Source organism: Pacificispira sp. HM-600, from assembly GCF_977993705.1.
Genome location: NZ_OZ388079.1, coordinates 1,608,976 through 1,633,819 on the forward strand (window position 1 = coordinate 1,608,976; position 24,844 = coordinate 1,633,819).

The 24,844-nt window shown below is 67.2% G+C and carries 21 protein-coding genes; 11 read left to right on the forward strand and 10 right to left on the reverse strand.

Translation table 11 applies throughout. The features are described from left to right. The first annotated feature begins 18 nt into the window (after positions 1 to 18). From ACXZ1E_RS07645 to ACXZ1E_RS07665, 5 genes are all read left to right on the forward strand, one after another. Positions 19 to 2,289, forward strand: a complete 2,271-nt coding sequence (locus ACXZ1E_RS07645; RefSeq protein ID WP_458042765.1) for an ATP-binding protein — start codon at positions 19 to 21, stop codon at positions 2,287 to 2,289. Positions 2,290 to 2,377: 88 nt separating this feature from the next. Continuing rightward, positions 2,378 to 3,646 (forward strand): DUF222 domain-containing protein, encoded by a 1,269-nt coding sequence (locus ACXZ1E_RS07650; protein WP_458042766.1) that lies wholly within the window; start codon positions 2,378 to 2,380, stop codon positions 3,644 to 3,646. Positions 3,647 to 3,876: 230 nt separating this feature from the next. Beyond that, a complete protein-coding gene (locus tag ACXZ1E_RS07655; RefSeq protein ID WP_458042767.1) occupies positions 3,877 to 4,611 on the forward strand; it encodes an alpha/beta hydrolase in 735 nt (244 codons plus the stop codon). A 25-nt stretch (positions 4,612 to 4,636) separates the two neighbouring features. After that, positions 4,637 to 6,130: an aldehyde dehydrogenase family protein gene (locus tag ACXZ1E_RS07660; protein ID WP_458042768.1), complete on the forward strand. Its 1,494-nt coding sequence runs from the start codon at positions 4,637 to 4,639 to the stop codon at positions 6,128 to 6,130. After that, positions 6,127 to 7,227 carry an NAD(P)-dependent alcohol dehydrogenase gene (locus ACXZ1E_RS07665; RefSeq protein ID WP_458042769.1) on the forward strand — a complete coding sequence of 367 codons (1,101 nt, stop codon included), beginning with the start codon at positions 6,127 to 6,129 and terminating at the stop codon, positions 7,225 to 7,227. Before ACXZ1E_RS07660 ends, ACXZ1E_RS07665 begins: the two co-directional genes overlap by 4 nt. Before the next feature lie 13 nt (positions 7,228 to 7,240). Here the strand turns inward: ACXZ1E_RS07665 and ACXZ1E_RS07670 are convergent, their stop codons facing one another. The 9 genes from ACXZ1E_RS07670 to ACXZ1E_RS07710 form a co-directional block, all read right to left on the reverse strand. Continuing rightward, entirely contained in the window at positions 7,241 to 8,728 is a 1,488-nt protein-coding gene (locus ACXZ1E_RS07670; RefSeq protein WP_458042770.1) for an aldehyde dehydrogenase family protein, read from the reverse strand. A gap of 48 nt (positions 8,729 to 8,776) precedes the next feature. Then, the gene (locus ACXZ1E_RS07675) at positions 8,777 to 9,706 is read right to left on the reverse strand and encodes a sugar phosphate isomerase/epimerase family protein (RefSeq protein ID WP_458042771.1); all 930 of its coding nucleotides are present in this window, start codon (positions 9,704 to 9,706) and stop codon (positions 8,777 to 8,779) included. 9 nt (positions 9,707 to 9,715) lie between these two features. Beyond that, positions 9,716 to 10,495 (reverse strand): SDR family NAD(P)-dependent oxidoreductase, encoded by a 780-nt coding sequence (locus tag ACXZ1E_RS07680; protein WP_458042772.1) that lies wholly within the window; start codon positions 10,493 to 10,495, stop codon positions 9,716 to 9,718. Between the two features lie 88 nt (positions 10,496 to 10,583). Further along, the gene (locus tag ACXZ1E_RS07685; RefSeq protein WP_458042773.1) at positions 10,584 to 11,576 is read right to left on the reverse strand and encodes a sugar ABC transporter substrate-binding protein; all 993 of its coding nucleotides are present in this window, start codon (positions 11,574 to 11,576) and stop codon (positions 10,584 to 10,586) included. A 75-nt stretch (positions 11,577 to 11,651) separates the two neighbouring features. Continuing rightward, the gene (locus ACXZ1E_RS07690) at positions 11,652 to 12,650 is read right to left on the reverse strand and encodes an ABC transporter permease (RefSeq protein ID WP_458042774.1); all 999 of its coding nucleotides are present in this window, start codon (positions 12,648 to 12,650) and stop codon (positions 11,652 to 11,654) included. Beyond that, the gene (locus tag ACXZ1E_RS07695; protein ID WP_458042775.1) at positions 12,647 to 14,158 is read right to left on the reverse strand and encodes a sugar ABC transporter ATP-binding protein; all 1,512 of its coding nucleotides are present in this window, start codon (positions 14,156 to 14,158) and stop codon (positions 12,647 to 12,649) included. The genes ACXZ1E_RS07690 and ACXZ1E_RS07695 overlap by 4 nt, the downstream gene beginning before the upstream one ends. Next, positions 14,155 to 15,249, reverse strand: coding sequence for a zinc-dependent alcohol dehydrogenase (locus tag ACXZ1E_RS07700; protein ID WP_458042776.1), 1,095 nt, complete (start codon positions 15,247 to 15,249; stop codon positions 14,155 to 14,157). Before ACXZ1E_RS07700 ends, ACXZ1E_RS07695 begins: the two co-directional genes overlap by 4 nt. A 52-nt stretch (positions 15,250 to 15,301) precedes the next feature. Then, complete coding sequence (locus ACXZ1E_RS07705; RefSeq protein ID WP_458042777.1) at positions 15,302 to 16,267, reverse strand: transketolase family protein; 966 nt, start codon at positions 16,265 to 16,267, stop codon at positions 15,302 to 15,304. Continuing rightward, on the reverse strand, positions 16,267 to 17,145 hold the full coding sequence (locus ACXZ1E_RS07710) for a transketolase (RefSeq protein WP_458042778.1): 879 nt from the start codon (positions 17,143 to 17,145) through the stop codon (positions 16,267 to 16,269). The genes ACXZ1E_RS07705 and ACXZ1E_RS07710 overlap by 1 nt, the downstream gene beginning before the upstream one ends. Before the next feature lie 279 nt (positions 17,146 to 17,424). Between ACXZ1E_RS07710 and ACXZ1E_RS07715 the strand changes: the two genes are divergently transcribed. The 6 genes from ACXZ1E_RS07715 to ACXZ1E_RS07740 all read left to right on the forward strand — a co-directional run bounded on the left by ACXZ1E_RS07715 (position 17,425) and on the right by ACXZ1E_RS07740 (position 23,575). Next, positions 17,425 to 18,909, forward strand: coding sequence for an aldehyde dehydrogenase family protein (locus ACXZ1E_RS07715; protein ID WP_458042779.1), 1,485 nt, complete (start codon positions 17,425 to 17,427; stop codon positions 18,907 to 18,909). Positions 18,910 to 19,018: 109 nt separating this feature from the next. Next, positions 19,019 to 19,564 (forward strand): MarR family winged helix-turn-helix transcriptional regulator, encoded by a 546-nt coding sequence (locus ACXZ1E_RS07720; protein ID WP_458042780.1) that lies wholly within the window; start codon positions 19,019 to 19,021, stop codon positions 19,562 to 19,564. A gap of 177 nt (positions 19,565 to 19,741) precedes the next feature. Further along, the gene (locus ACXZ1E_RS07725; protein WP_458042781.1) at positions 19,742 to 20,548 is read left to right on the forward strand and encodes a methylenetetrahydrofolate reductase; all 807 of its coding nucleotides are present in this window, start codon (positions 19,742 to 19,744) and stop codon (positions 20,546 to 20,548) included. A gap of 9 nt (positions 20,549 to 20,557) precedes the next feature. Then, positions 20,558 to 21,430, forward strand: a complete 873-nt coding sequence (purU, locus tag ACXZ1E_RS07730) for a formyltetrahydrofolate deformylase (RefSeq protein WP_458042782.1) — start codon at positions 20,558 to 20,560, stop codon at positions 21,428 to 21,430. 48 nt (positions 21,431 to 21,478) lie between these two features. After that, the gene (gene ligM, locus ACXZ1E_RS07735; protein ID WP_458042783.1) at positions 21,479 to 22,888 is read left to right on the forward strand and encodes a vanillate/3-O-methylgallate O-demethylase; all 1,410 of its coding nucleotides are present in this window, start codon (positions 21,479 to 21,481) and stop codon (positions 22,886 to 22,888) included. Positions 22,889 to 22,993: 105 nt separating this feature from the next. Continuing rightward, the gene (locus ACXZ1E_RS07740; RefSeq protein ID WP_458042784.1) at positions 22,994 to 23,575 is read left to right on the forward strand and encodes a PadR family transcriptional regulator; all 582 of its coding nucleotides are present in this window, start codon (positions 22,994 to 22,996) and stop codon (positions 23,573 to 23,575) included. Positions 23,576 to 23,909: 334 nt separating this feature from the next. Here the strand turns inward: ACXZ1E_RS07740 and ACXZ1E_RS07745 are convergent, their stop codons facing one another. Then, entirely contained in the window at positions 23,910 to 24,827 is a 918-nt protein-coding gene (locus ACXZ1E_RS07745; protein WP_458042785.1) for a serine hydrolase, read from the reverse strand. Between the last annotated feature and the right edge of the window lie 17 nt (positions 24,828 to 24,844).

Consider the following 24,844-nt stretch of genomic DNA (forward strand, 5'->3'; position numbering starts at 1 on the left):
AAAGGTGCCGGAAACTCGATGATCACAGAGCCTCGCAGCGAGTTCGTGGGTCGCCACCGTGAGCTGGACATGCTGGCCGCGCTCCTGGATACCTCGCGCCTGGTCACCCTGACGGGCGTCGGCGGCGCGGGCAAAACACGCCTGGCGACGCGCGCCGCGAACGCCCATGCGGAGCACGCGGGGATCGACTGCTGGTTCGTGCCGCTCGACACCGTGCACGACGCGCGTCTGCTGCCCCTCGCCGTCGCGCGTGCCCTCCCCCTCGGTGACCAGTCGGCGCGCGACCCGCTGGACTTCATCATCGACGTGCTCGGCGACGGACCCGCCCTGCTCGTGCTCGACAACTGCGAGCATCTGATCGACGCCGTCGCCGCTCTCGTGGATGACCTGCTGGATGCCATGCCCCAGCTATCCATCCTCGCCACCAGCCGACGCCGTCTGGAACTGGACGGCGAGCAGGCCTTCGCCGTCCCTCCCCTCTCGATCGGCCCGCCGCTCTCGACGGACAGGTCGACGACGGGACAGCCCTCGGAAGCGGTCGCACTGCTCGTTGCGCGTGCGCGCGCCGCGGATGTCTCGTTCAGCCTCGGCGCCGACGACCAAGAGGCCGCGGTGGAACTCTGCCGCGCGCTCGACGGGCTGCCGTTGGCGATCGAACTCGCGGCGTCTCGACTGCGCACACTCACCATTCCCGATCTCGCCGGGCGGCTGTCTTCGCGGTTCACGCTGTTGCGCGGCGCCTCGCGCTCGGCCGTCGCTCGCCAGCGAACCCTCCGCGCTGTCGTGGACTGGAGCCACGAACTGTGTACGCCGTCGCAGCGGACCCTGTGGGCATCGCTCAGCGTCTTCACGGGACCGTTCGACCTCGCCGCGGCGGTCGCCGTCGCAGGCAGGAGCGAGTCCGAGGTCGTTGACGCCCTCGACGAACTCGTCAGCCAGTCGGTCGTCGAGGCGGACCGCGAGGGTGGGCGCTTCCACCTTCTCGAGACGATTCGGGAGTACGGCAAGGAGCGCGCCGAAGAGGCCGGACTCTGGCCCCAGTTGCTGCGCCGCCACCTCGAGCACTTCCAGCGTGTCGCGGAAGACGCATGCCGACGCTGGTACGGTCCCGGCCAGGCACAGACCATCGCGACGCAGCGCGTCCAGCACGCGGAACTGCAGACCGCGCTCTCCACTGCTGTCGGACGGAGCGCTGACGCGGCCCTCCAATTGTTCTCGGACCTGCGCTACCACTGGGGCGTGGGCGGCTTTCTGCCCGAGGGCCGGGCGTGGGCGACCCGCGTACTCGCCCTTCCGGGAGCGAGTGCCGAACGTCGGATTCCGGCGCTGATCACGGCTACCTGGCTGTGCCTGCTGCAGGGCGATCTCGTCGAGGGTGATCAGCATCTGCGGGAAGGGCGGGCTCTCGCCGACCAGACCCCCGACCTGCCGAATTCGGCGCTGTTCGAGATCGAATTTCACCGCTGGAGGGGAACCCATGCGCTGTTCTCGGGCGAACCGGAACACGCGCGTGCCGAATTCGAGGACTCCATCCGGCTCGCGCAGGCGGCCGGACGTCCAGATGAGGCGATGATGGCGCAGTTCCAGTTGGCGACCGCCCTCAGCCACCTGCACGAGAGCAACGCGTCCGTCGCGGCGGAGGTCGCGCTGCGCCATGCCGAGTCGATCGGCGAGCGATGGATGCGTTCCCTCGCACTGTGGTCCCTTGCGTTGTCCTCTTTCATCGAGGACGACCTGGACGGTGCCGAGCAGATGGCCCGTCAAGCCCTGACGGCCGAGAAGGGCATCGACGATCCCGTCGGCGACTGTCTCATGCTCGAGCTGCTCAGCTGGGTCGACGCGGCACGGTCGCCGACCGAGCGATCGGCGATCCTGCTCGGAGCGGCCCAGAGTCGCTGGCGGCGCATCGGCTCTGATATCTCCGTGCACGGGCCTCAAATGGCAGCTCACCACGACCGATGCGTCGCCGTGGTCGTGGAGCGTCTCGGAGAGCGAGCATTCGAACGATTGATGACGGCGGGTGGACGACTCGATCCGAGCGAGGCTGTCTCATTCGCCGTATCGACACGCCGCCCCTCGACCGGCCTCAGCGCGCGCGAGACCGAGGTGGCAGCGGACATCCGCGCGGGGCTCAGCAACCGGGCTATCGCCGAGCGGCTCGTGCTTTCGGTTCGCACGATCGACACCCACGTGCAACGGATCCTCGTGAAGCTCGGCTTCACCTCCCGCGCGCAGATCGCGGCCTGGTACGAGTCGACCATCGCGGATGCGGGTGATCAGCAGATGTGAGAACTCTCATCTCTGCGGTGGCGATTTCGGCGTGATTCTGGGGCTTTTCGGGCTTCGGATGTCGGAGGCTATCCGTAGCATTTAGAACATGTATTCGAATCTCTGTGACGTCGACACCGAAGCGCGAGACCTCGCGGTCCGGTTCGCGGAGGCGTCGAGGGCGGTCGCGCGGGCGCAGGCTGCGCAGGCGCGGGTGCTGGCGGATGCCGCGGATCTCGGGATGCGGCGGGTGGCCGATTTGGGGTCTGTCTCGTCGCGTGAGGCGGAGCTGCCCGTGCGTGCTTTGGCGGCGGAGCTGGCGGTCGCGGCGTGCATGTCGGATCGAACGGTGCAGCGCCGGATGAACGATGCCGCGGTGCTGGCGGAGTCGTTCCCCGCGACGTTCGAAGCGTGGGATGACGGCCGGATCGGTTCGGGGCATGTTGGGGTGATCATGGAACACGGGTTGCCGCTCACCGACGCCGACGCACGTGCTGTGTTTGAGCGCGAGGCGCTGGTCCGGGCCGAGGGAACAACGCCCGGACGGCTCGGGCCGGCGCTCGCGCGGCTCGCCGAATCTTTGCAGCCCCGGACACTGACCGAACGCCACCAGAAGGCACGGGCGTCGCGGGGTGTGGGTGTGCGGGACATCGGGGACGGGATGGCAGAGTTCATGTCGGTTCAACCCGCTGTGTTGGCGCATGCGATGCACGACCGTGTCACGCAGCAGGCGAAGGCGATCAAGAACGCCGACCCCACCGATGCGCGTACGATCGATCAGATTCGTGCGGACCTGGTCGCGGACATGCTCCTCACCACCACCCCCGATGCGCAGACAGGTGCGGGAATGTCGGACGGATTCGGTGGACTCGGATCGATCAAGGCGATCGTGAATGTGACTGTTCCCGCCCTCGCGTTGGCCGGGGTCACGGACGAGCCGGCGGAACTCGTGGGGCGTTGCCCGGTCGACCCCGCGATGGCCCGCGAACTTGCGGGGCACGCGACGGGTTGGGACCGGGTGCTTGCTGACCCCATCACCGGGTGCGTCCTTGCGGTGGACCGCTACACACCCTCCGCAGACATGAAACGGTTCTTACGGGCGCGGGATCAGCACTGCCGATTCCCCGGATGTCGGCAACCTGCCCACCGGTGCGACCGCGACCACACCCTCGACTACGCACTCGGCGGTGCGACGGATGTCGGCAACTTGGCGTGCCTCTGCAAACGACACCACACCTTGAAAGGTGAAACGGGCTGGACGGTCCGACAACTCGGCGGCGGCATCCTCGAATGGACATCCCCGGGCGGTCACGTCTACATCGACAAACCACCCCCGGCGGTCCACTTCAGCCCGAACACCGACCCACCCCCGTTCTAGGGACGCGTTGCGCGCGCCCGTCCCCGGTCATTGAGCGAGGCCCGAAGGGCCGAGACGAAATGACGAGACCGCGCCACGGCGTCCGTCACGGGAGAGCGTTTCGACTCGCTCCGCTCGCTCAACGACCGCGCGCATACCGATCAGCAACCGATTCGGTAGTTCTACGGATACCCGCCGCCGCCGCATGCGCGCATGCTGGTCGCGCGGCACCGACGCCGTACGCACGTCCGATGCGAAAGAAGTCAACGATGACGCACTGCTCCGGCCCCCGCCTGATCCTCGTTCACGGAGCCTGGGTCGGCCCGTGGGAATTCGGCCCGCTGCTCGCCATCCTGCGCGAGCGCGGTTGGCCCGTCACCGCCGTCGCCCTCCCCTCCACCGCGTCACAGCGCGGAATCGAGGATGACGCGGCCGCCGTGACCGCCGCGATCGAGGCCGAACCCGGCCCCGTCATCCTCGTGGGGCACTCCTACGGCGGAGTCCCCATCACGCTCGCCGGCGATCACCCGCGGGTGGAGCACCTCGTGTACGTCTGCGCTTTCGCGCTGGACATCGGCGAGAGCCTGCAGGGATCGATGGGTGGCGCGCTGCCGGAGTGGTGGGGCATCCAGGACGGCCAGGTCACGATGGGCCGTTCGCGCGAGGAGCGCGTCGCCATGATCGCGGCCGATCTTCCCCCCGAAGCAGCACCCGCCGCCGAAGGAATGGCGGACCTGTTCCTACCCCAGTCGTACCGTTCGCTCACGGAACCCGTGACCCGCGCCGCGTGGCGCGTGCGGCCGACGACGTATGTCCTCGGCGAGAACGACGGTGTCGTCCCGCCCGCGTTCCAAGAGCATCTCGCCGCGCGCACCGGCGGCGAGGTTCTGCGCCTGCCGAGCGGCCACGCGCCCTTCCAAGAAGACCCCCCAGGCTTCGCCGATCTGCTCGAGCGTGTCGCGCTCGGCACGACCGCGGCGCACTGAACCCACATCTGAGGAATGAGAAATCATGACCATCATCGACAACCCGTCCGTCGTCGCACCGACCGTCCCCGCGGGACGCCTATTCATCGACGGGGAGTGGCGCGACTCCTCGGACGGACGCCGCACGACCATCGTCAACCCGGCGACGGGTGCCGCCCTGCGCGAGGTCGCGGCCGCGACCGTCTCCGACGTCGACGACGCCGTCGACGCGGCCCGCGCCGCCTTCGACTCCGGCGTCTGGTCGGGGCTGTCATCCCGCGAGCGGGCACGCATCCTGCAGCGTGCGTACCAGATCATGCGCGAACGCACGGAAGAACTGGCCGCGGCCGAGAGCGCGAACGTCGGCAAGCCGATCACGTTTGCGCGATTCGTGGACGTCAACAACGCCGCCGAGCTCTACGAGTACTACGCGAGCCTCGGTCACCACCTCGACGGATCGGTGCGCGAGACGACCGGCAACACGCACGCGTACGTCAAACGCGAGCCGCTGGGCGTCGTCGTGGCGATCACGCCCTTCAACTTCCCGCTCATCCTGTCGAGTTCGAAGATCGCCCCGGCCCTCATCGCGGGCAACACCATCGTCCACAAGCCGGCCGGCGACACCCCGCTGTCGGCGCTGATCATGGCCGAGATCCTCACCGAAGCCGGCGTGCCGGCGGGCGTCTTCAACGTCGTCACGGGGTCGGGGGCGACGCTCGGCGATCACCTCGTCGGCCACCCCGACGTCGACAAGGTGGCCTTCACCGGGTCGACGGATGTCGGGGCCCACGCGGCCGCGCTCGCGGCCCGGACCCTGAAGCCCTTCACGGCAGAACTCGGCGGCAACGCCGCGAACATCGTCTTCGCGGACGCCGACCTCGACCAGGCGATCGGCACGATCATCTCGGCATTCGTGTTCAACTCCGGGCAGTTCTGCATGGCCGGTCCCCGCCTGCTCGTCGAGCGTCCGATCTACGAGACGGTGCTCGGAATCCTCGGTCAGGCCGTTCCCCAGGTGCCCTTCGGCAGCCCGAACGATCCCGCAACAGTGATCGGCCCGCTCGCCTCGAAGTCCCAGCTCGACAAGGTCTCGGCCATCGTCGAGCGCGCCCGCGCTGCCGGCGCCCAGGTGATCACCGGCGGGTCCGCGGTCGACCTCGACGGCGGCTTCTACTACGCACCGACCGTGCTCGCGGGCCTGCCGAGCAGCGCCGAGATCGTGGCGGAAGAGGTCTTCGGACCGGTGCTCACCGTCGAACCGTTCGACACGGAAGACGAGGCCATCGCGCTCGCGAACGGCACTGCGTATGGGCTGGCCTCGGGTGTGCAGACGAGCGATCTCGCCAAGGCCCACCGGGTCGCCGCGAAGCTGCAGGCCGGCATCACCTGGGTCAACGGCTGGGCACTGCTCGACCCCTCCGTGCCGTTCGGCGGGGTCAAGGCATCCGGGTGGGGACGCGAGGGTGGCCCCGAGGCGATGGAGTCGTACCAGCGCGCACACTCGATCGTGTTCAACCTCGAACAGGGCGCGGCACAGTGACCGCGGGCCGCGCGGCTGTGCTGGATGCCCCGGGCTCGCTGGTCGTCTCGGACGTCGAGTTCGGCGATCCCGGTCCCGGCGAGGTGCTCGTCAAGCTCGTGGCCTCGGGACTCTGTCACACCGACCTCGGCGTGATCGCGGGCGGCATCCCGTTCCCCTCACCGGGGATCATCGGGCACGAAGGAGCGGGGGTCGTCGTCGCCGTAGGCGCGGGCGTCTTGTCGGTCGACGTCGGCGACAAGGTGCTGCTGAGCTTCACCTCCTGTGGCGAATGCGCGGCCTGCACGTCGACCCACCCCGCATATTGCGAAACGTGGCTGCCTCGCAACCTGCTGGGCATGCTGCGCGATCCCGCCTCCGGTCAGGTCACGCGGGCGGGCGAGCCCCTGACGACACACTTCTTCGGCCAGTCATCCTTTGGACAGTTCTCGATCGCCGACGAACGGTCGATCGTCAAGGTCGACGCGGATGCCGATCTCGTCGCGCTCGCCCCCCTCGGGTGCGGCGTGCTCACGGGGTTCGGGTCGGTGTGGAACGTGCTCGACCCGGGCGCGGCCGACACCGTCGCCATCTACGGAACCGGCGCGGTGGGACTCTCGGGTCTGATCGCCGCCGCCCTCCGCAGCCCCGCCCTGCTGATCGCGATCGACATCGTCGACGAACGCCTCGAACTCGCCCGCGAACTCGGCGCAACGCACACGATCAATGCGCGGACAGAGGATGTCGCAGCCCGCCTGACCGAGATCACCGGTGGGCGCGGAGTGACGCTGAGCTTCGACACGACCGGAAATCCGACCGTCGCACGAGGCGCGCTCGACGCGGCATCCGTGCGCGGAACGGTGCTGGTCTGCGGCGCACCGCCGCCCGGCACCGAGATTCCCGTCGACATCCAGGGCATCCTGACCGGCAAGATCCTGCGCGGCGTGACGATGGGCGACACGGATCCGCGGACGCTGATCCCCGAGCTCGTGGCGCTGCACGCGGCGGGAAATCTGCCCCTCGAAAAGCTCGAACGCACGTACACGCTCGACCAGATAGCGGATGCCGCAGCTGACATGCACCGCGGTGCGACCGTCAAGCCGGTCATCGTCTACTGACGTACGGGAGTTTCTACAGCGGGTACTGACCCGGCTCGCGGCGCATGGTGATCCAGCGCGTCTCGGTGAAGGCGTCGATGCTCGCCTGCGCACCACCGTGGCGGGATCCGGTTCCCGACGATCCCACACCGCCGAAGGGCGAATTGGCCTCATCGTTCACGGTCTGGTCATTGATGTGCACGATTCCCGTGGGGATGCGCTGCGCCATCGCGAGGCCACCGAAAACGTCGCGCGTGACGATACCCAGCGACAGACCGTAATCGGTGTCCGAGGCCAGAGCCACGGCCTCGTCGTCGGTCGAGTACGAGACGACGGATGCCACCGGCCCGAAGACCTCGTCGCAATACGCCGCGGCATCCTTCGGCGTGTTCGCGAGCACCGTGGGCCGATAGAACAGGTCCTCGAAGGTGCCACCCGCGCGCAGTTCGGCGCCCTGCGCGACGGCATCCTGCACCAGAGTGTGGACACGATCGCGCTGAACCTCGTCGATGAGCGGCCCGAGGTGAACCTGCCCCGCCGCCGGGTCTCCGACGTGCATGGAGTCGGCCTTCTCGGCGAGCGCCGTGACGTAGGCCTCGAAGATCGACTCGTGCACGATGTGACGGCCCACGGTCATGCAGATCTGTCCCTGGTGCAGGAACGATCCCCAGGTCGCGAGGTTCACGGCCTGCGCGACGTCGGCGTCCTCGCGGATGATGAAGGCCGAGTTTCCGCCGAGCTCGAGGTGCGCGCGCTTGAGGTGACGCCCGGCGAGCTCGCCGACGATCTTGCCCGCTCGCGTGGAGCCGGTGAACGCGATGACGCGCACGCGGGGGTCGGCGACCATCGCCTCTCCGACGTCCGCGCCACCCGGGACGAGCTGCAGGAGTCCGGCGGGAAGCCCCGCCTCTTCGAAGATGCGCACCATCGACACGCCACCCGTGACGATCGTGCGCGGGTCGGGCTTGAGGATCACGGCGTTGCCGAGGGCGAGGGCCGGAGCCACGGCCCGGATCCCGAGGATCAGCGGAACGTTGAACGGCGAGATGACCCCGACAACGCCCACGGGCACCTGCTGCGCCAGCGACAGGCGTGGCTCTTCGCTCGACAGGATCGACCCGAGCGGAGCCGAGGGCAGAGCGGATGCCTCGTAGCATTCGGACGCGGTGACGTGCAGGGCGAATCCGGCGAGGGGCGGGATCGCGCCGACCTCGCGGGTGTTCCAGCCGCCGATCTCGTCCGCGTACTGCTCCCACAGTTGGCCCGCCCGCCGCAGCACGGCGGCACGCACGGGGTGCGGCGTCGCCGCCCACTCCTTCTGGGCCCGCGCGGCGCCTTCCGCGGCGCGGGCGACGTCGCCCGGGCCCGCGATACCGACGGTCGCGAGGGTTGCTCCGGTGGCGGGTTCGATGGATGCTGTCGTGCCGCCTTCGCCGTCGACCCATTCGCCGTCGATGAAGATCTTGCCGCCGAACACCGCCTCATCGATGAGGGTGCCGGTAGAGGTGATCGTGCTGGACATGTCGTTCTCCTCGGTTGATGCCCGGACATCGCCCGGGCCGTCGGTGATCTATTCGTGCGAGAGCCGCGCGAGCCGCGCCGCTCGACGACCCTCGGTACTGAGGCCGAAGCCACGTCGGATGACGCGCATCGCCTCCTGCGCGAGCCCCACGCCATCGAGGTAAGGGGTTCGCCAGATCGCGAGCATGTCGCCCGCCTCGGGTGAGATTACCCCGCGTGAGAAGGCCTCAACACCCATGCGACCCGTGTATCCGCTGTCGATCGCGTGGCGCACGAGGTCGGCCACGTCCACCGCTCCGCTGCCGAGGCCCCCGCGACCGGACTGCCCGAGTTCGAGGTAGCCGAGCTTCGGCAGCGCGTGCGTGATCGCCGCGGCGAGGTCGCCCTCTTCGACAGCCATGTGGAAGGTGTCGAGATGGATGCGCAGGTGCTCCGATCCGCTCGCCTCGACGTACTCCATCGCCTGTGTCGCGGTGTTGATCGCCGCGGTTTCGTAGCGATTGAGGACCTCGAACGTCATCGCGACGCCGCGCTCATGTGCGTAGTCGGCGACGCGGCCGACCTCGAGAGCGGACCGTTCGAACGCAGCGCGTGACGTCGGTCCGCTGGCGCGGCCGAACAGGCCGTAGGGCACGCCGTTCATCTGGTCGCCACCGAGCGCGACGGTCAGATCGACCGTCGCTCGCAGCGCCGCTGCTCCCGCTGCACGTTCGTCGGCGTCGTCGGCCGAGACATCCGCACCGGGCGCCTGCCCCGCGATCGTGATCGGTGTAATGCCCCGCGCCGCAAAGGTCCTCCGCAGGTCCGCGATGTCTACCGTCGTCGGGTCCAGGGGCGACAGAACAACCCGTCGATAGCCCGCCTCCACCAGTGCGTCGAGCGCCGCGGGCATCAGATCCGACGCGACGTCCGCGAGCAGGACGTTCAGCAGACAGGCGACATCGAGCCCAGTGGGAGGGGTCTCGGTAGCTTCAGTCATGCGCGCACCTCAGAAGGTCGGCAGGTCGAGCCGCTGCTTGAAGACCGAGTACCCGTCGTCCACGCTCACGACGGTGCCGTTGATGACATTGGCCTCGTCGGACGCAAGGAACGCCACGACGTTCGCGATCTCTTCGGGCTCGGTCATCTTGTTGCGCAGCTGCTCGGCCGCGAACGTCGCCTTCAACTCGTCGCTGAACTGGTTGATGATCGCCGTGCCCACGCGGCCCGGGGTGATCGCGACGGCACGCACGCCGAACTCGGCGAGTTCGTAGGCGGCGGAGCGCGTGAACGAGATGACGGCCGCCTTCGCCGCGCTGTAGGTGAACGACAGTTCGGCGGCCTGCTCGCCGTAGATCGAAGACGTGCTGATGATCACGCCGCCCGTACCCTGATCGCGGAACTGCCGACCGGCGGCGAGGATGCCGTAGTAGACACCGTCCTGGTCGACGCGGATCATGGGCGCGTAGTCGACCGCCGGGTCATGGTCCAGAAGCGGCTTGCCGCCCGCAATGCCTGCGTTATTGAAGATCACGTCGAGCTTGCCGAACACCGAGACCGCGTGCGCCACGGCCGCCTCCACCTCGGCGTAGACCGAGACATCCACCCCGATAGAGGTCGCGCTGCCCGGGGTCTGTGCTTCGATCCGCGTCGCGACCTCGGCTGCGCGATCGGCGTTGATGTCGGCGATCACAACCCTCGCACCCTCGGCGACGAACTTCTCGACGGTCGCGAGACCGATCCCGCTTGCGCCGCCCGTGATCAGGGCGACCTTGTCTGTCAGACGCATCTGCGTTCTCTCCATTGCCTGCATATGGGTGGTAGGGAAGGGCCCGTCGGGGCGGTGCGCACACGCGCCCCGACGGACCGAGGTCGTGCTAGCCCAGCTGGTCGGACGGCGTGATGGTCGCCGCATTCGCCTTGTTGACGAGTGTCGTGCTGACCGTCTCGAAATTCGAGTCCGGCATGCTGCCACTCGTCAGGAACTCCACGATCGCGGCGATGACGTCGTCGTTGATCGAGGGCCAGGGCTGCTCGACCGTCGCGAGCATCGCCCCGCCGGCTTCGATCGAGGCGATGGACTCGCTGACGGCGTCGACTCCGGTGACGACCGTGTCGGCGCCGGCCTCGGTGACGGCCTGCACCGCGCCGAGCGCGGCGTCATCCCATCCGACCCATACGGCGTCGAGGCCGCCCGGGTTGGCGGTCAGGTAGTCCGCAACGATAGCGAGCGCTTCCGTGCGACCCGTCGCCGGCGAGACGACCTGCTGGATCTCGCCACCGGCCAGCGTTGCGCCGGCGGCTTCGAGATCAGCCGCCGCGAGGTCCGCGCGCATCCGGATACCGGCGTGCGGGTCATGGCCGATGACCATGATGTTCTTGCCCTCGAGGCCACCGATCTGCTCGGAGATCGCGTCCAGCGTCTGGTCGACGATCCCCTGCTGGTCGGTCGTGATGTTGAGCGCGTACGCGTCGGTGGGTTCGGTGCCCGCATCGATCGCGAACATTGGGATGCCCGCGTCCTTCGCCGCCGTGACGATGGAGCTGATCGAGGCCACGTCCGTGTAGCCGTTGTAGATCACGTCGGCGCCCTGACCGATTGCGCTCTCCACCGCGGGGTTCATCTTCTGGAAGTCGAAGTCGCCCTGGATCATCGTGAGATCCCAGTCGAGCTCTTCGGCCTGCGCCTCGACGGCCTTGACCCACCAGGCGCCGATCGGGGTCTGGTTGCCCGAGGTGAACGCGATGACCTTGAGCTGGTCGTCGCCGCCCCCGCCTCCGTCGCTGCTGCCGCCGCCGCTTGCGCAGCCGGTCAGTGCCAATGCTGCGGCGGCGGCTATCGCCGTCATCGCCTTGATTGTGGTTCGCACAATTCACTCCTTTGTTGTAATTGCGTTGTTGGTGCCCGAGCAGATCGGGATCCGCCCAGATCGGGGAAGTCCGAGCTAGCGTTCTCGACTCTTGAGCGACGAAAGGGTCACGGCCGCGATGATGATGAGGCCCGTCACCACCTGCTGCACATAGGCGTTTACGCCGAGGATGTTCAGGCCGTTGCTCATGACGCCGATGATCGCAACGCCTACCATCGTGCCGACGATGTTCGCAGCTCCCGAGCGGACGACGGTCATGCCGAGGAAGACCGCGGCGACCGAGAACAGCAGGTTGTCCTCGCCCTGCACGGCGCTGGCGCTTCCGAGCCGCGCGGCGAGCAGGATGCCTCCGATGGCAGCCACCATGCCTGCGACGGTGAAGGCGGTGAGCCGGGCGAATCGCACGTTCACGCCCGAGAGCCGGGAAACTTCGACGTTGCCGCCTGTGGCGTACCAGCGACGACCCAGGGTCGTGTACTTCAGCACGAACCACAGGATGATCGAGATAGCGATAGCGATGAAGACCGGAAGCGGGATGTCCAGGAATCGACCCTGCCCCAGAGCGTTGAACTCAGCCGGCAGGTTGAAGAGCGTGGTGCCGCTGGTCACGATGAACGCGAGTCCCGTGACCGAGGTCAGGGTGGCCAACGTCGCCACGAACGCCGACAGGTTCAGATAGGCGACCAGCAGACCGTTCGCGAGCCCGATGAGCGTGCCGACGATGATGGCGATGAGAATCGCCAGGGGCACCGGCGTACCACTGAGCATGAGGGACGCCGCAACCGCTCCAGCGAGCGCTGCCGTGGCCGCGACAGACAGATCGAAGTCACCGACGACCATAACGAGCGTCTGCGCGCCCGCGATGATCGCGAGGATCGCGATCTGGTACAGGATGTTGCGCACATTGGTGAAGGACAAGAACACGTCCGGGCGCATCGCGAAGAAGAAGATCACCAGGACCACGAGAGCCAGTACCGTTCCGCCCGCGAGCAAACGCTGGCCGATGGAACGGCTCGGCACGGTCCGGATATCCGTGGTCTCCTCGAGCCCGGGGTTTCGTGTGGGGGTAGTCATCGGTCGGCCTTTCCATAGCAGTAGGACAACAGCAGTTCTTCGTCCGCGTCTTCGGCACGAACCTCGCCCGAGATCCGACCCTCGTGCATGATCAGGATCCGGTCGCTCATGCCCATGAGCTCCGGCAACTCCGAACTCACGGCGATCACGGTGGTGCCTTGGGCGACGAGTTGGCGGATCAGGCGGTAGATCTCCGCCTTCGTCCCGACATCGATCCCGCGGGTCGGTTCGTCGAGCAGAAGCACGCGGGGATTGCGCGCGAGCATCTTGGCCAGCACGACCTTCTGCTGGTTTCCGCCAGAGAGCTCCGAGACGTACTGGCTCCCGCCTCGCGCCTTGATCCGCAGATCGGACATTCCGCGGTTCACGATGTCGGTGATCTTCGCGCCCGAGACGATTCCCGCCGAGCTGACCGCGGCGATGTTGGCGAGAGCGATGTTGTCGCGGATCGTGGCACCGAGGATCACCCCCTGCGTCCGTCGCTCTTCCGGCACGAGGGCAATCCCCGCCTCCAGGGCCTTTCCGACGCCCGGGGAGTGCGGTAGGACCTTGCCGCCGACCGTGATCGTGCCACCGACGTGCTTCTGCGCCCCGGACAGAATTCGCAGAAGTTCACTGCGTCCGGCGCCCGCGAGGCCGCCGATACCGAGCACCTCGCCCTTGTACGCAGAGAACGAAACATCCTTCACGCGTCTGCCGTCGAGACCCTCGACGACGAGAGCCACGTCGGTGGTCGCCGTCGCGCGTTCCGGGTAGAGCGCTCCGCTCTCGCGCCCCACCATGGTGGAGATCACCTCGTCGATGTGCGAGTCGGCGACACTCTTAGTGACGATGGTCTCGCCATTACGCATGATGGTGAGGCGGTCGCACAGCTCGAACACCTCTTCCAGACGGTGGGACACATAGAGAATCGCCACGCCCTCGTCTCGTAGTCTCCGCAAGACCCCGAACAATTCGATGATCTCGAGGTCTGTCAGGGACGCCGTGGGCTCGTCGAGAATGAGGACCCGCGCATCGGTCGCCAGCGCGCGGGCGAACGCGACCATGGTCTGCTGCACGGGTGAGAGGTCGCCAGCGAGCTTTCCGAGCGGGATGTTCTGACGGATGCGCTGGAGTTGCTCGCGAGCCTGCTTGCGGAGCGCTCCCCACTGCACGATTCCCGCACGGCGCGGTGTCTGCTCGCCGAGCAGGATGTTCTCCGCGACCGTGAGGGACGGGATGATCGACAGCTCCTGGTAGAGCGCGACGACGCCGGCGCGGTTCGCAGCACGGACATTGGCGAAGGCGACCTCTTCGCCATCGCGCCAGATCGTTCCCGCGTCCGAGTCGTACAGGCCCGTCAGCACCTTGATCATCGTCGATTTGCCGGCGCCGTTCTCACCGAGAAGGGCATGGATCTCGCCCGAGCGCACATCCAGGCGGGCGCCCTTCAACGCGTGCACACCATCGAACCGCTTGTCGATGCCGCGCGCCTCGATGGCCGGCACCGGCTGAACCGTCGCACTCATGCGAGTTCCTCGACATTCTCGGCGTGGTCGATCGCGGCTTGTGACAGGTCGTTGCAGCGGATGACGACCTTGGGATGCGCGCCGCTCATGTGCGCTTCGAACGCGGCTGGTGCGTCATCGAGATCGAATACCGCGGCGGTGAGTTCGTCGACATCGAGGTGCGGCAGGACCTGCAGCGCCCGCGGGAACGCGTACGGCGAGACGAAGACGCCCGTGAGCGTCAGCTCCTTCAGGTACAGGTAGTCCGAGAGGTTCAGCGGCATCGCGAACTCCGCGGGATACATCGCGCCGTAGATAACGGTGCCGCCCTTGGCCGCGATGTCGAGCAACCCCTGCACGGCGCGCGGCGACCCGGAAGCATCGATCACGATGTCGTATCCGCGGCCGGACGTGTAGGCATCGGCGCGCTCGAACTGGTTCTCGCCGACCGGGTCGATGACGTGCTCGGCGCCGTGTCGGAGGGCCATCTCGCGACGGCCTTCGATCGGTTCGATCATCGTGAGCGACGTGGCTCCGTACATCTTCATGACCTGGAGCGTGAGCTGCCCGATCGGCCCGCCGCCGCAGATCGCCACGCGATCACCGACGCGGATCCGGGTCTTGTCCGCGATGCGCACGGCGACCGATGTGGGCTCGAGGATGCACCCCTGCAGGAGGGACACGTCGTCGGGCAGTCGGTAGACCTGCGACTCGTGCCATGTCACCGTCTCAGCCATGCCGGGTCGGTTGTACTCCTGGATGTTCTCGCAGAACTGCTGGCGTCCCTCCTGGCAGGGCCGGCAGGTGCCGCAGAACCGCAGGAAGTTGCCGGCGACCCGGTCGCCGACCTGCAGGCCGTTGCGGTGAGCGGCATCTCCGAGCGCCTCGACGACGCCCGAGATCTCGTGCCCCAGTCCGATCGGCACATCGGTGCCGAAGAATCCTTCGGCCAGGTGCGGGTCCGATCCGCAGATCGCCGCGTAGGCGATGCGGATGCGGACGTCCTCGGGTCCGAGCGGTTGCTCGGGGAAGTCAACGACGCCGATGACGCCGCGGGAATCCTCGTCGGGGTCCCGCAGGCTTCCGACCTTGGTGACGGCTACTGTTCTCATGGCTCTCCGTTGAGTACGTTCGGTGAAATCGACCGGGGGTGCCCGTTGAAGGTCAGCCCTGGGCGGCGATGACCCTTCGCGTTGCCGCGATCGTGGCCTCGAGGCCATACCCGTGCTTGTCGCGCAGCTGCTCGTCTTCCCCGAAACCGGCGTAGACCTGCGGGATGCCGAGGCGTTCGAACGCCTTCAGATGCACGCCGTTGTCGATGACGACATCCGCGACACGCGTCGCGAGGCCGCCGTAGGCCAGGTGATCCTCGAGCACGATGAACCGGCCATCGGTCTCGGCGGCGGAGCGGATGATGAGCTCCTCGTCGATCGGCTTCAGCGTCCACATATCCACGACGCGGATCGAGCGACCGTCCTTGGCGAGTTCGTCCGCGGCATCGAGGGCCTGGGCAACCGTGGTGCCGTGGGTGAAGATCGTCGCGTCGGTGCCCTCGCGGGCGATGATCCCCTTGCCGATACGGATGTCCTGGGTGCCGGGTTCGTACAGGACCTTGTCCTTCTTGCCGACCGCGAGGCGGATGTAGATCGGCCCCGTCATCGTCATGGACTGGCGCAGCACCTCACCCACCATGAGCGGGTCGCCGATGGATGTCACGGTCATGTTGGTCAGCGCGCCCATCAGGGTGAGGTCTTCGACCGCGTAGTGGGTCGAGCCACCGTTGCCGACGAGACCACCGTGGGTGCCGATGATCTTCACGGGCAGGTTCGGGTAGCAGACATCCGTACGGATCTGCTCCAGCGCGCGCATCGAGAGGAACGGAAGCATGCCCGACACGACGGGGATGTTGCCGTCGTAGGCGAGCCCGGCCGCGATGCCGACACAGGCCTGTTCCGAGAGTCCGACGTCGAGGAAGCGCTCGGGGAACTTGTCGCGGAACTCCACGAGCGTGGCCCCGATGTCGGGGGTCAGCACCCAGAGGTTCGGGTATTCGTCGCCCAGCTCTGCGAGCGTCGTGCCGATGACGGAACGGGCGCCGAGAAATTCTCCGAAGGTGAAGGTGACGGGCATCAGACGGACTCCTTGACACGGGTGGCGGAAAGCGCGGCCATCGCGCGTTCGAGGTCGGCAGCGCCGAGGGATCCGGCGTGCCAGGCGAGGTTGCGCTCCATGAAGTCGACGCCCTTGCCCTTGACCGTCTCGCAGATCACGACGGTGGGCTTGTCGCTGTCGGTCGCGGGCAGCTGGTCGATCGCGCCCACCAGAGCGCTCATGTCATGACCGTCGACGTGAATCACGTTCCATCCGAATGCCGCCCACTTGTCGGGGTAGGGCTCGAGGACGACGCGCTCCTCGTCGAAGCTCGTCATGAGCTGGTGGTTGCGGTCGATGAAGGCGACGAGATTGCCGAGCTTGTTCGAGTTGGCCACGAGAGCCGCCTCCCAGACGGAGCCTTCGCCGGTCTCGCCGTCGCCCATGAGGGTGATGACGCGGTGGGTCTCGCCGCGGCCGCGGGCGCTGAGGGCCATCCCGACCGCGAGCGGCAGTCCATGTCCGAGCGAACCCGTGGATGCTTCGACGCCCGGCAGCTGGACCTTGCAGGGGTGCATGCCGTACGCGCTGTCGAGCTGGCCGTACGTGTCAACGATGCCGTCGTAGGAGAAGAACCCGCGGATCGCCATGGCGATGTACATCGCGACGGCGGCGTGGCCCTTGCTCAGCACGAAGCGGTCGCGAGAAGGGTTGGTGATGTCGGTCGGGTCGACCACGAGGCCGTACTCGAACAGCGCGGTGAAGATGTCGGCCGACGACAGGTCGCCGCCGATGTGCACCGCGCCCTCGTAGGTTCCGCACAGGTGCAGAAGCTTCTGCCGCAGCTCGAACGCGAGATCTTCCAACTGCGCGACATCGGGCCTTTCGGCCTGTGCGACAAGGCTCTCTCGAACCATCCTCTGCCTCCTCTTTGATGACATGGATGTCGATGCGCGCAGCACCTCTGCGTCTCCATCGACCGTGTCAGCCGGGCCCGAGGGGGCTGACCTGGGAGACGTTAGCACGAACTCATTTACAGGTAAACAAGAATGTAGGTAAACTTCAGGAAGGTCGAAGATGACTTCACGAAACCCGAGACCGACGCCCGAAACCCGTGCCATCATGGCGCAGGTGAAGGCAGCATGCTTTTGTTCGACAAACACACAGAGAGGTGGGTGGTCGGCTTGTCCGACACGTTGAGTACTGAAGCCCCCGTTCGTACGGGATTGTTCATCGGTGGCCAGGAACGGCAGACGGCGGAGACGCTTTCGGTCGCCGACCCGGCCAAGCCCGGAGTCGTCGTGGGCGAGGCTGCCGCAGCCTCCGCCGCTGACGTCGCCGACGCCGTGGCCGCCGCAAAGGCCGCCTACCCGGCCTGGTCTGCCCTATCGACACCCGAACGCGCGCGCCAGATGGCCGACGCGATCGTCGGAATCGCGGACGAACGCGACAACGACGCCGCCATCCTGTCGCAGGAGAACGGCAAGGTCCGCATGGAGTCCTGGGTCGACGCCCTGGTGTTCGAGATCCGCTGGAATCTCGCGCTCATGATCGCCGACGAGGTCGACACCGGCAAGACCCTCCCGGTCATGCCCGGCATCCCGGTCAACACCGAGGTGTCGTACCAGTCGCTCGGGGTCGTGACGATCATCGTCCCGTTCAACTGGCCGATCGCGATTCTCGCCGCGTCGCTCCCGCACGCGCTGCTTGCCGGAAACACCGTCATCGTCAAGCCGCCGCCCTCGGCGCCGCTCGCGACGACTCGCCTCGTTCAGCGCGTGGCCGAGAAGCTGCCCGCGGGCGTGCTGAACGTCGTCACGGGTAAGGACGAGAACATGGGTGCCCTGATCCAGAACCCCGACATCGCCAAGGTGTGCTTCACGGGGTCCGTCAACGGCGGCAAGCGGATCATGGAGATGGCAGCGAAAACGCTGACGCGGGTGACCCTCGAGCTGGGCGGCAACGACGCGGCGATCTTCGCCGAGGACGCCATCATCGACGACGTGCACCTCGACCGCCTCTACGCGGCGATCTTCGACTCCACGGGACAGATCTGCATGAACGCGAAGCGCGTTTACGTGCATCGTTCGCGGATGCAGGAGGTCGTCGACGGGCTGTCGGCACGGCTCGAGAAGGTCGTCATCGGCTACGGGCTCGACGCGGACACGACGATGGGCCCCCTGCACTCCCCCGTGCAGAAGGCGTTCGTCGCCGAGATCATCGAAGAGGCCAAGGATTCGGGCGCGACCGTGCTCGAATTCGGCGAGCTGCCCGGCGGCGACCTCGCCGGCGGCAACTTCCTGCGCCCGGCGATCGTCGTCGACCCGGACCCGTCACTGCGCGTCGTGACGCAGGAGCAGTTCGGCCCGGTCATCCCGATCCTCCCGTTCGACACCGAAGAGGAGGCCGTGCGCGTCGCCAACGACACGTGGGGCGGACTCTGCGGAAGCGTCTGGACCGCGAACCCCGAGACCGCGACCCGTATCGGCAGCCAGCTCGTCTGCGGATACGTCTGGCTCAACGACCACGGCGCCACGCGCCTCGACCTGCGGGCTCCGTTCGGCGGCATGAAGCAGTCGGGCATGGGCCGCGAACAGGGCATCGAGGGCATCCGGGCGTTCCAGGACACCCGGTCGATCGGGGTCATCGACCCCGAGGCCCTCGCACAGATGGCGCACTGATCGACTTTGCTCGACGCGGCGCCCGGATCCATCAGGAGCCGGGCGCCGCGTCATACAAACCCCGATCGCAGGCCTGTGGCCACGAGGCGACAATATGGAAGGACTGGGAATGGACACCACCGGGGCGGATGGCGTAGATCGCCATCCCGATGTCATCACCGAGCCGCTCGGGAACGCCATCGATCCCGATCACTTCACGCCCCGACTGCTCGCCCTGTTGTCCAACGCCCTCGTCTGGCGCGAATCGCACGAGCTACGTCGACGATTCGGGCTCGGCACGAACGATTGGAGGGTGATCTCGTCCCTCGGCGTGCGTCCCGGGATGGCGGCTACCGACATCGCGGAGTACACGTCCATGAACAAGGCCGTCGTCTCGAAGAGCGTCAGCGTCCTCACCGACCGTCGGCTGATCGTGTTGCTCGAGGGGCCCCGTGGTTCGCGCCCCATGTTCCTCACTCGCGCCGGCGCCGAGATGCACGACATGATGTTGCCGATCTCGCTGCGCGGGCAGGAGATCGTCCTCTCGCACCTCGCTGCGGAACAGATCACGCAGCTGAACGACCTCTTGCTCGCGATGCTCAAAGAAACCCGCGCGCTCATGACCCTCGAGAGCGAGGCCGGCGTCGCATCGGCCGCACGGAACGAACGCGCCTGAGCCGACGCATCCGATTTCCCTCTGGACATTCCCTATGTAGATAGGTAATCTCGGAACCAGGAGCTGCGAGGACGCACTCCGTACTGAGAGCGGAAAGGACCTCGATCAGTGTCACGTTCTACTCAGCCGGTCAATAAGGCCGCAGCTTTGGAATTGGTCAGCAATTACTCCCTCGAGATGACCGGTAAGGACGTCCCGGGCCTGACCGAGGCGAAGGATTCGATCCCTGCCGGAACGAAGATCAACGTCACGTTCCTCGGCAACGAAGACCTCGACATGCGCGTCACCGCCTCGAAGGCCGTGCGTGACATGGGCTTCATCCCGGTCCCGCACATCTCGGCCCGCCGACTGTCATCTCAAGACCAGCTCGAAGAGTTCCTCGGGCGGCTGCAAGAGGTCGGCGCGACGGAGAGCGTTTTCGCCGTGGGTGGAGACCCCGCCGAGCCCGAGGGCCCGTACCCCGACTCGCTGTCGGTCATCCAGACCGGCCTGCTCCAGAAGTACGGTGTCAAGGAAGTCTCGATCGCCGGCTACCCCGAGGGCCACCCCGACATCGCCAAGGACGTGCTCTGGCGACACCTCGAGGACAAGTCGGCCGCGCTCAAGGAACAGGGCCTCGACGCCACGATCCTCACCCAGTTCGCTTTCGACACCGACCCGGTGATCGAGTGGGTGCAGGGTGTTCGCGGCCGCGGCATCGAATCCACGATTCGCATCGGCACGCCCGGCCCCGCCGGAATCAAGCGCCTGATCAACTTCGCGCGTCGCTTCGGTGTCGGCGCCAACGCGATGATCGTCAAGAAGTACGGCTTCTCGCTCACCAACCTGATGGGCACCGCGGGCCCCGACAAGTTCGTGACCGACCTCTCTGCCCTGCTGGCCGAGGACCCGGCGTCGGGCGAGGTGAAGCTGCATTTCTACACCTTCGGTGGACTCAAGGCCACGGCAGACTGGGCACACCAGTACGTCGACGGAATGAGCTAGGAGCCCAGCGTGAGTGTGCACATCGCATCCCGAATCGATCAGGCATGCCTGATCGTCTACGGCCCGGACCACCCGGGCATCGTCTCGGCCGTCTCGGCCCTGATCACCCGCAACAAGGGCAACATCGTCGCGCTGGATCAGTACTCCGACGACGCGGACGGGGGCGCGTTCTTCCAGCGTGTCGTCTTCCATCGCCCGAACCTGACGGCGGCGTTCGATGAGATCGAGGCGGACCTGACCGAGACGATCTCCTCGCTCGGCCTGGAGTGGAAACTCACCGATCGTTCGGTGCCGAAGCGGATGGCGATACTCGCCTCGACCTCCGACCACTGCCTGCTCGAGCTGCTGTGGCGCCACCGCCGCGGCGAGTTGAACGTCACCATCCCGATGGTGATCTCCAACCACACCAACACGGCGGACGACGTTCGCTCCTTCGGTATTCCGTTCTTCCACGTTCCCTCACAGGGACCGGACAAGTCCGCCGCCGAAGCCGAGATCATCCGCCTGCTCGCCGGCAACGTGGACTTCGTGGTGCTGGCGCGGTACATGCAGATCCTGTCGGACGACTTCATCACCGACGTCGGAGTCCCGGTGATCAACATCCACCACTCGTTCCTGCCCGCCTTCATCGGCGCAGGTCCCTACAAGAAGGCCAAGGAACGCGGGGTCAAACTCATCGGCGCGACGAGCCACTATGTGACGAAAGACCTCGACGAGGGCCCGATCATCGAGCAGGACGTCGCCCGGGTCACCCACGTCCACACGGCCGCGGACCTGCAGGCCCGTGGCGCCTACGTCGAGCGTGCCGTGCTCTCGCGCGCCGTCGAATGGCACGCCGACGACCGTGTCATCCGGCACGGCAACCACACCATCGTCTTTTAACCCAACCCCGCGGGCACCAGCCCGCATCCCAGAAAAGAGAGGTCCAACGTGGCACCTAAGAATCTGCAGGAAGTCATCGACGCGGCAGGAAGCCCCGTCGAACTCCTGCGTAACTCGCAGATCGGCTCGTACATCTACCCGGTCGTTCCGGCCGACTTCCAGAACTGGATCAAGGAGCAGAAGGCCTGGCGCGACACGGCCGTCCTCTACGACCAGTCGCACCACATGGACAACGTGTTCCTCAAGGGATCCGATGCCATCAAGTTGATCTCGGACACCGCGATCAACTCGGTCGCGAACTTCGCCGTCAACAAGGCCAAGCAGTACGTCCCGACCACGGCCTCGGGCCACGTCATCGGTGACGGCATCCTCTTCCGCGAGGCCGAGGACGAGTACGTCTACGTCGGCCGCGCGCCCGCGTCGAACTGGCTGATGTTCCACGCTGAGACGGGCGACTACCCGAACCTCGAGATCGAGGTCGACCGCCGCTCCCCCTCGCGCCCGTACGGCGACGCCGTCTCGCGCAAGTACTACCGTTTCCAGATCCAGGGCCCGAACGCCTGGGCCGTCATCGAGAAGCTCAACGGCGGACCGCTCGAGAAGCTCGGCTTCTTCAACATGTCGACGATGAAGATCGACGGCATGGACGTGCGTACCCTCCGCCACGGCATGGCCGGTGCGCCCGGTCTCGAGATCTGGGGCCCCTACGCCGAGCACCACCAGATCCGCGACGCCATCGTCGAGGCCGGCGCCGAGTTCGGCCTGGTGCCCGTCGGTTCGCGCGCTTACCCGTCGAACACGCTCGAGTCGGGCTGGATTCCCTCGCCCCTCCCCGCGATCTACACCGGCGCCGAAGAGCAGGCATACCGCGAATGGCTGCCGGCCGACAGCTACGAGGCCACCGGCACGCTCGCCGGCTCGTTCGTCTCCGACAACATCGAGGACTACTACCTCACGCCGTACGAGCTCGGCTACGGCTCGTTCGTGAAGTTCGACCACGACTTCATCGGCCGCGAGGCGCTCGAGAAGATGGACCAGTCCGCGCAGCGCAAGAAGGTCACGCTGGCGTGGGACGCCGACGACCTCGGCAAGGTCTGGACGTCGCTGCTGAACGTCGACGGCCCGAACTACAAGTTCTTCGATCTGCCGCTGGCCAACTACGGCTCGGCGAACTACGACTCGGTCGTGGACGCCGATGGCACGGTCGTCGGATACTCGATGTTCACCGGCTACTCCTCCAACGAGCGCCGCGGCCTCTCGCTCGCGACGATCGACCCGTCCGTGCCCGAGGGCACCGAGATCAAGGTCGTCTGGGGCGAGCCGAACGGCGGCACCAAGAAGGCCTCCGTCGAGCCGCACGAGCAGACCGAGGTTCGCGCCGTGGTCAGCCCGATCCCCTACTCCACCGTCGCCCGCGCGACGTACCAGGGCGGTTGGCGCACGGGCTACTCGAACTGAGTAGCTGATTGACTCGAGGGGGTCCGGGCATGAGCTCGGGCCCCCTCGCACCATTCCCGCTCCCCGGGATTGCTAACCTCGGGTGACCGTCGAAGAGGAGGATAGATGAGCCTGCGTTACGCACTGCTCGCCCTCCTGCGCGTGGGGCCGCAATCGGGTTACGACCTGCAGAAGCAGTTCTCGCTCTCGGTCGGCCATGTCTGGCATGCCCCCGACTCGCAGATCTACCCCGAACTGCGCAAGATGGAGTCCGAGGGACTCGTCGAGGGTGAGGATCAGCTGCGCGGCGAGCGCGGTACCCGCCGGCTCTACCATGTGACTCCCGCGGGCGATGCGGCGTTCGTTGCGTGGATGGTAGCGCCGCTCGACTACCAGCGCGTCCGGGACCCCGCACACCTGCGCGCCGCCTACCTCGAGGTCGCGGCACCCGACGATGCCCGCGCGTTCCTACGGGCACATATCGCGCAATGGGAGAGCGAGCTCGAGCAGTGGGAGGGGGAGCTCCGCCGCATCGACGCGCGCGACAACCCCATGCTGATGCGCCGCCTCGCGATCACCCCCGAGTCCGAGCGCGGGCGCGTTGTCGCATACAAGCGCTTTGCCTATGAGGGGCTGGTCGAGCGCGCCCGTGGCGAGATCGAGTGGGCCCGGCGGGGCCTCACCCTGGTCGACTCGCTCGAGGCCTAGGCATCCGCTCGCCCGCCTCGCCTCACCTCGTCGCCGAACACCGCGCCACGAAATACCCACGCCGCGCCACGACAGCGCGCAGAGCGGCATCTGAGGCATCCGTTCGCGTTTCTTTCACTCGCCGCAAATTGCGCGTGCGCGGCGATCACATCCACCACTCGCGACGACTGAACTCGTGCCGCTCACGTTCAACCGTCGCAGATGGTGGGTCTTTAGCGACAACGCCCACCATCTGCGTCGAGCGAATGTGATGCACGCGCGAAGACAGATCTCGCGGAGAAGGACGCACGGGGCCGAGCCATCAGCCCGGCGCGGCCCGGCGCGGCGCGGCGGGTCAGTACACGTATTCCATGAGGTCGACGCCCAGCGTGCGGAACGCGTCGTGCGCACGCAGGCGATGCGCGATCGAGAGGTCATCGAAGCAGACGATCAGCGCGTAGGCGACGCCCGCGCGGGGGCCGGCCAGCACACCCGCCTCGGCACGCACCCCGGCATCCCGTCCCGTCTTGTTCACGAAGAGCAGCCCGTGATCGTCCTCGTGCGCGAACGGATCGAGACCCGTGGCGGATGCGACCAGGCTGAGATCCTGGTTCAGGCTCAACCACTCCGACACCTGCGCGCTCACGGCCGCGTTGACGAGGCTGGTGTTGACCATGGCGGCGAAGAGCCCGGCCAGCTCGCGCGCCGAACCCAGTGCGAAATGCGGCGCGTGATCCGGACCCCGTCGATCACGCAGACGGTCGAGGAGCGCGACACGTTCCAGCCCGAGTGAATCGATCCGCGTGTGCACGCTATCCATGCCCACTCGGTCCAGCAGCAGGTTCACCGCGAGCGAGTCGCCCGTCGCGGCGGCCAGCACCGCGAGGTCGCAGAGCGGCAGGGCGGGCGCGCGCAGGTGCCGCCACACACCGGCCCCCTCGACCTGCTCGATGCGGGCGCGCTCGACGATCTCGAGCGGATCGAGCGATCCGTCATCGAAGCGGGCGGCGACCTCGATGAGGAGGGGCAGGATGCCGAGGCCACCGATCGGGCTCGTCAGGAAGTCGTCCCCGGCCAGCACGATCTTGTCGGTGTCGAGGTCCGCCACGTGCACCGACACCCGGGCGCCCGAGACAGCGAGCGCGTCGAGCGCCTTCAGCGATGACGCGAAGGAGCGGCGGCCGGCGGCGTCGCGGCGCTTCGTGCGATGCCCGCCGCGGCGCGACCCAGGGCGGGACGATGCGTCCCGGACGGGCTCAGGGGGCGTACCCACGAGGGGCGTCCTTCCGA

Coding starts and splice junctions, on each gene's coding strand:
- ACXZ1E_RS07740 (WP_458042784.1), top strand. CDS start 22,994: ATGAGCCTGCGTTACGCACTGCTCGCCCTCCTGCGCGTGGGGCCGCAA.
- ACXZ1E_RS07700 (WP_458042776.1), bottom strand. CDS start 15,249: ATGAGAACAGTAGCCGTCACCAAGGTCGGAAGCCTGCGGGACCCCGAC.
- ACXZ1E_RS07680 (WP_458042772.1), bottom strand. CDS start 10,495: ATGCGTCTGACAGACAAGGTCGCCCTGATCACGGGCGGCGCAAGCGGG.
- ACXZ1E_RS07725 (WP_458042781.1), top strand. CDS start 19,742: ATGACCGGTAAGGACGTCCCGGGCCTGACCGAGGCGAAGGATTCGATC.
- ACXZ1E_RS07660 (WP_458042768.1), top strand. CDS start 4,637: ATGACCATCATCGACAACCCGTCCGTCGTCGCACCGACCGTCCCCGCG.
- ACXZ1E_RS07675 (WP_458042771.1), bottom strand. CDS start 9,706: ATGACTGAAGCTACCGAGACCCCTCCCACTGGGCTCGATGTCGCCTGT.
- ACXZ1E_RS07650 (WP_458042766.1), top strand. CDS start 2,378: ATGTATTCGAATCTCTGTGACGTCGACACCGAAGCGCGAGACCTCGCG.
- ACXZ1E_RS07705 (WP_458042777.1), bottom strand. CDS start 16,267: ATGCCCGTCACCTTCACCTTCGGAGAATTTCTCGGCGCCCGTTCCGTC.
- ACXZ1E_RS07645 (WP_458042765.1), top strand. CDS start 19: ATGATCACAGAGCCTCGCAGCGAGTTCGTGGGTCGCCACCGTGAGCTG.
- ACXZ1E_RS07695 (WP_458042775.1), bottom strand. CDS start 14,158: ATGAGTGCGACGGTTCAGCCGGTGCCGGCCATCGAGGCGCGCGGCATC.
- ACXZ1E_RS07655 (WP_458042767.1), top strand. CDS start 3,877: ATGCGAAAGAAGTCAACGATGACGCACTGCTCCGGCCCCCGCCTGATC.
- ACXZ1E_RS07670 (WP_458042770.1), bottom strand. CDS start 8,728: ATGTCCAGCACGATCACCTCTACCGGCACCCTCATCGATGAGGCGGTG.
- ACXZ1E_RS07710 (WP_458042778.1), bottom strand. CDS start 17,145: ATGGTTCGAGAGAGCCTTGTCGCACAGGCCGAAAGGCCCGATGTCGCG.
- ACXZ1E_RS07720 (WP_458042780.1), top strand. CDS start 19,019: ATGGACACCACCGGGGCGGATGGCGTAGATCGCCATCCCGATGTCATC.
- ACXZ1E_RS07690 (WP_458042774.1), bottom strand. CDS start 12,650: ATGACTACCCCCACACGAAACCCCGGGCTCGAGGAGACCACGGATATC.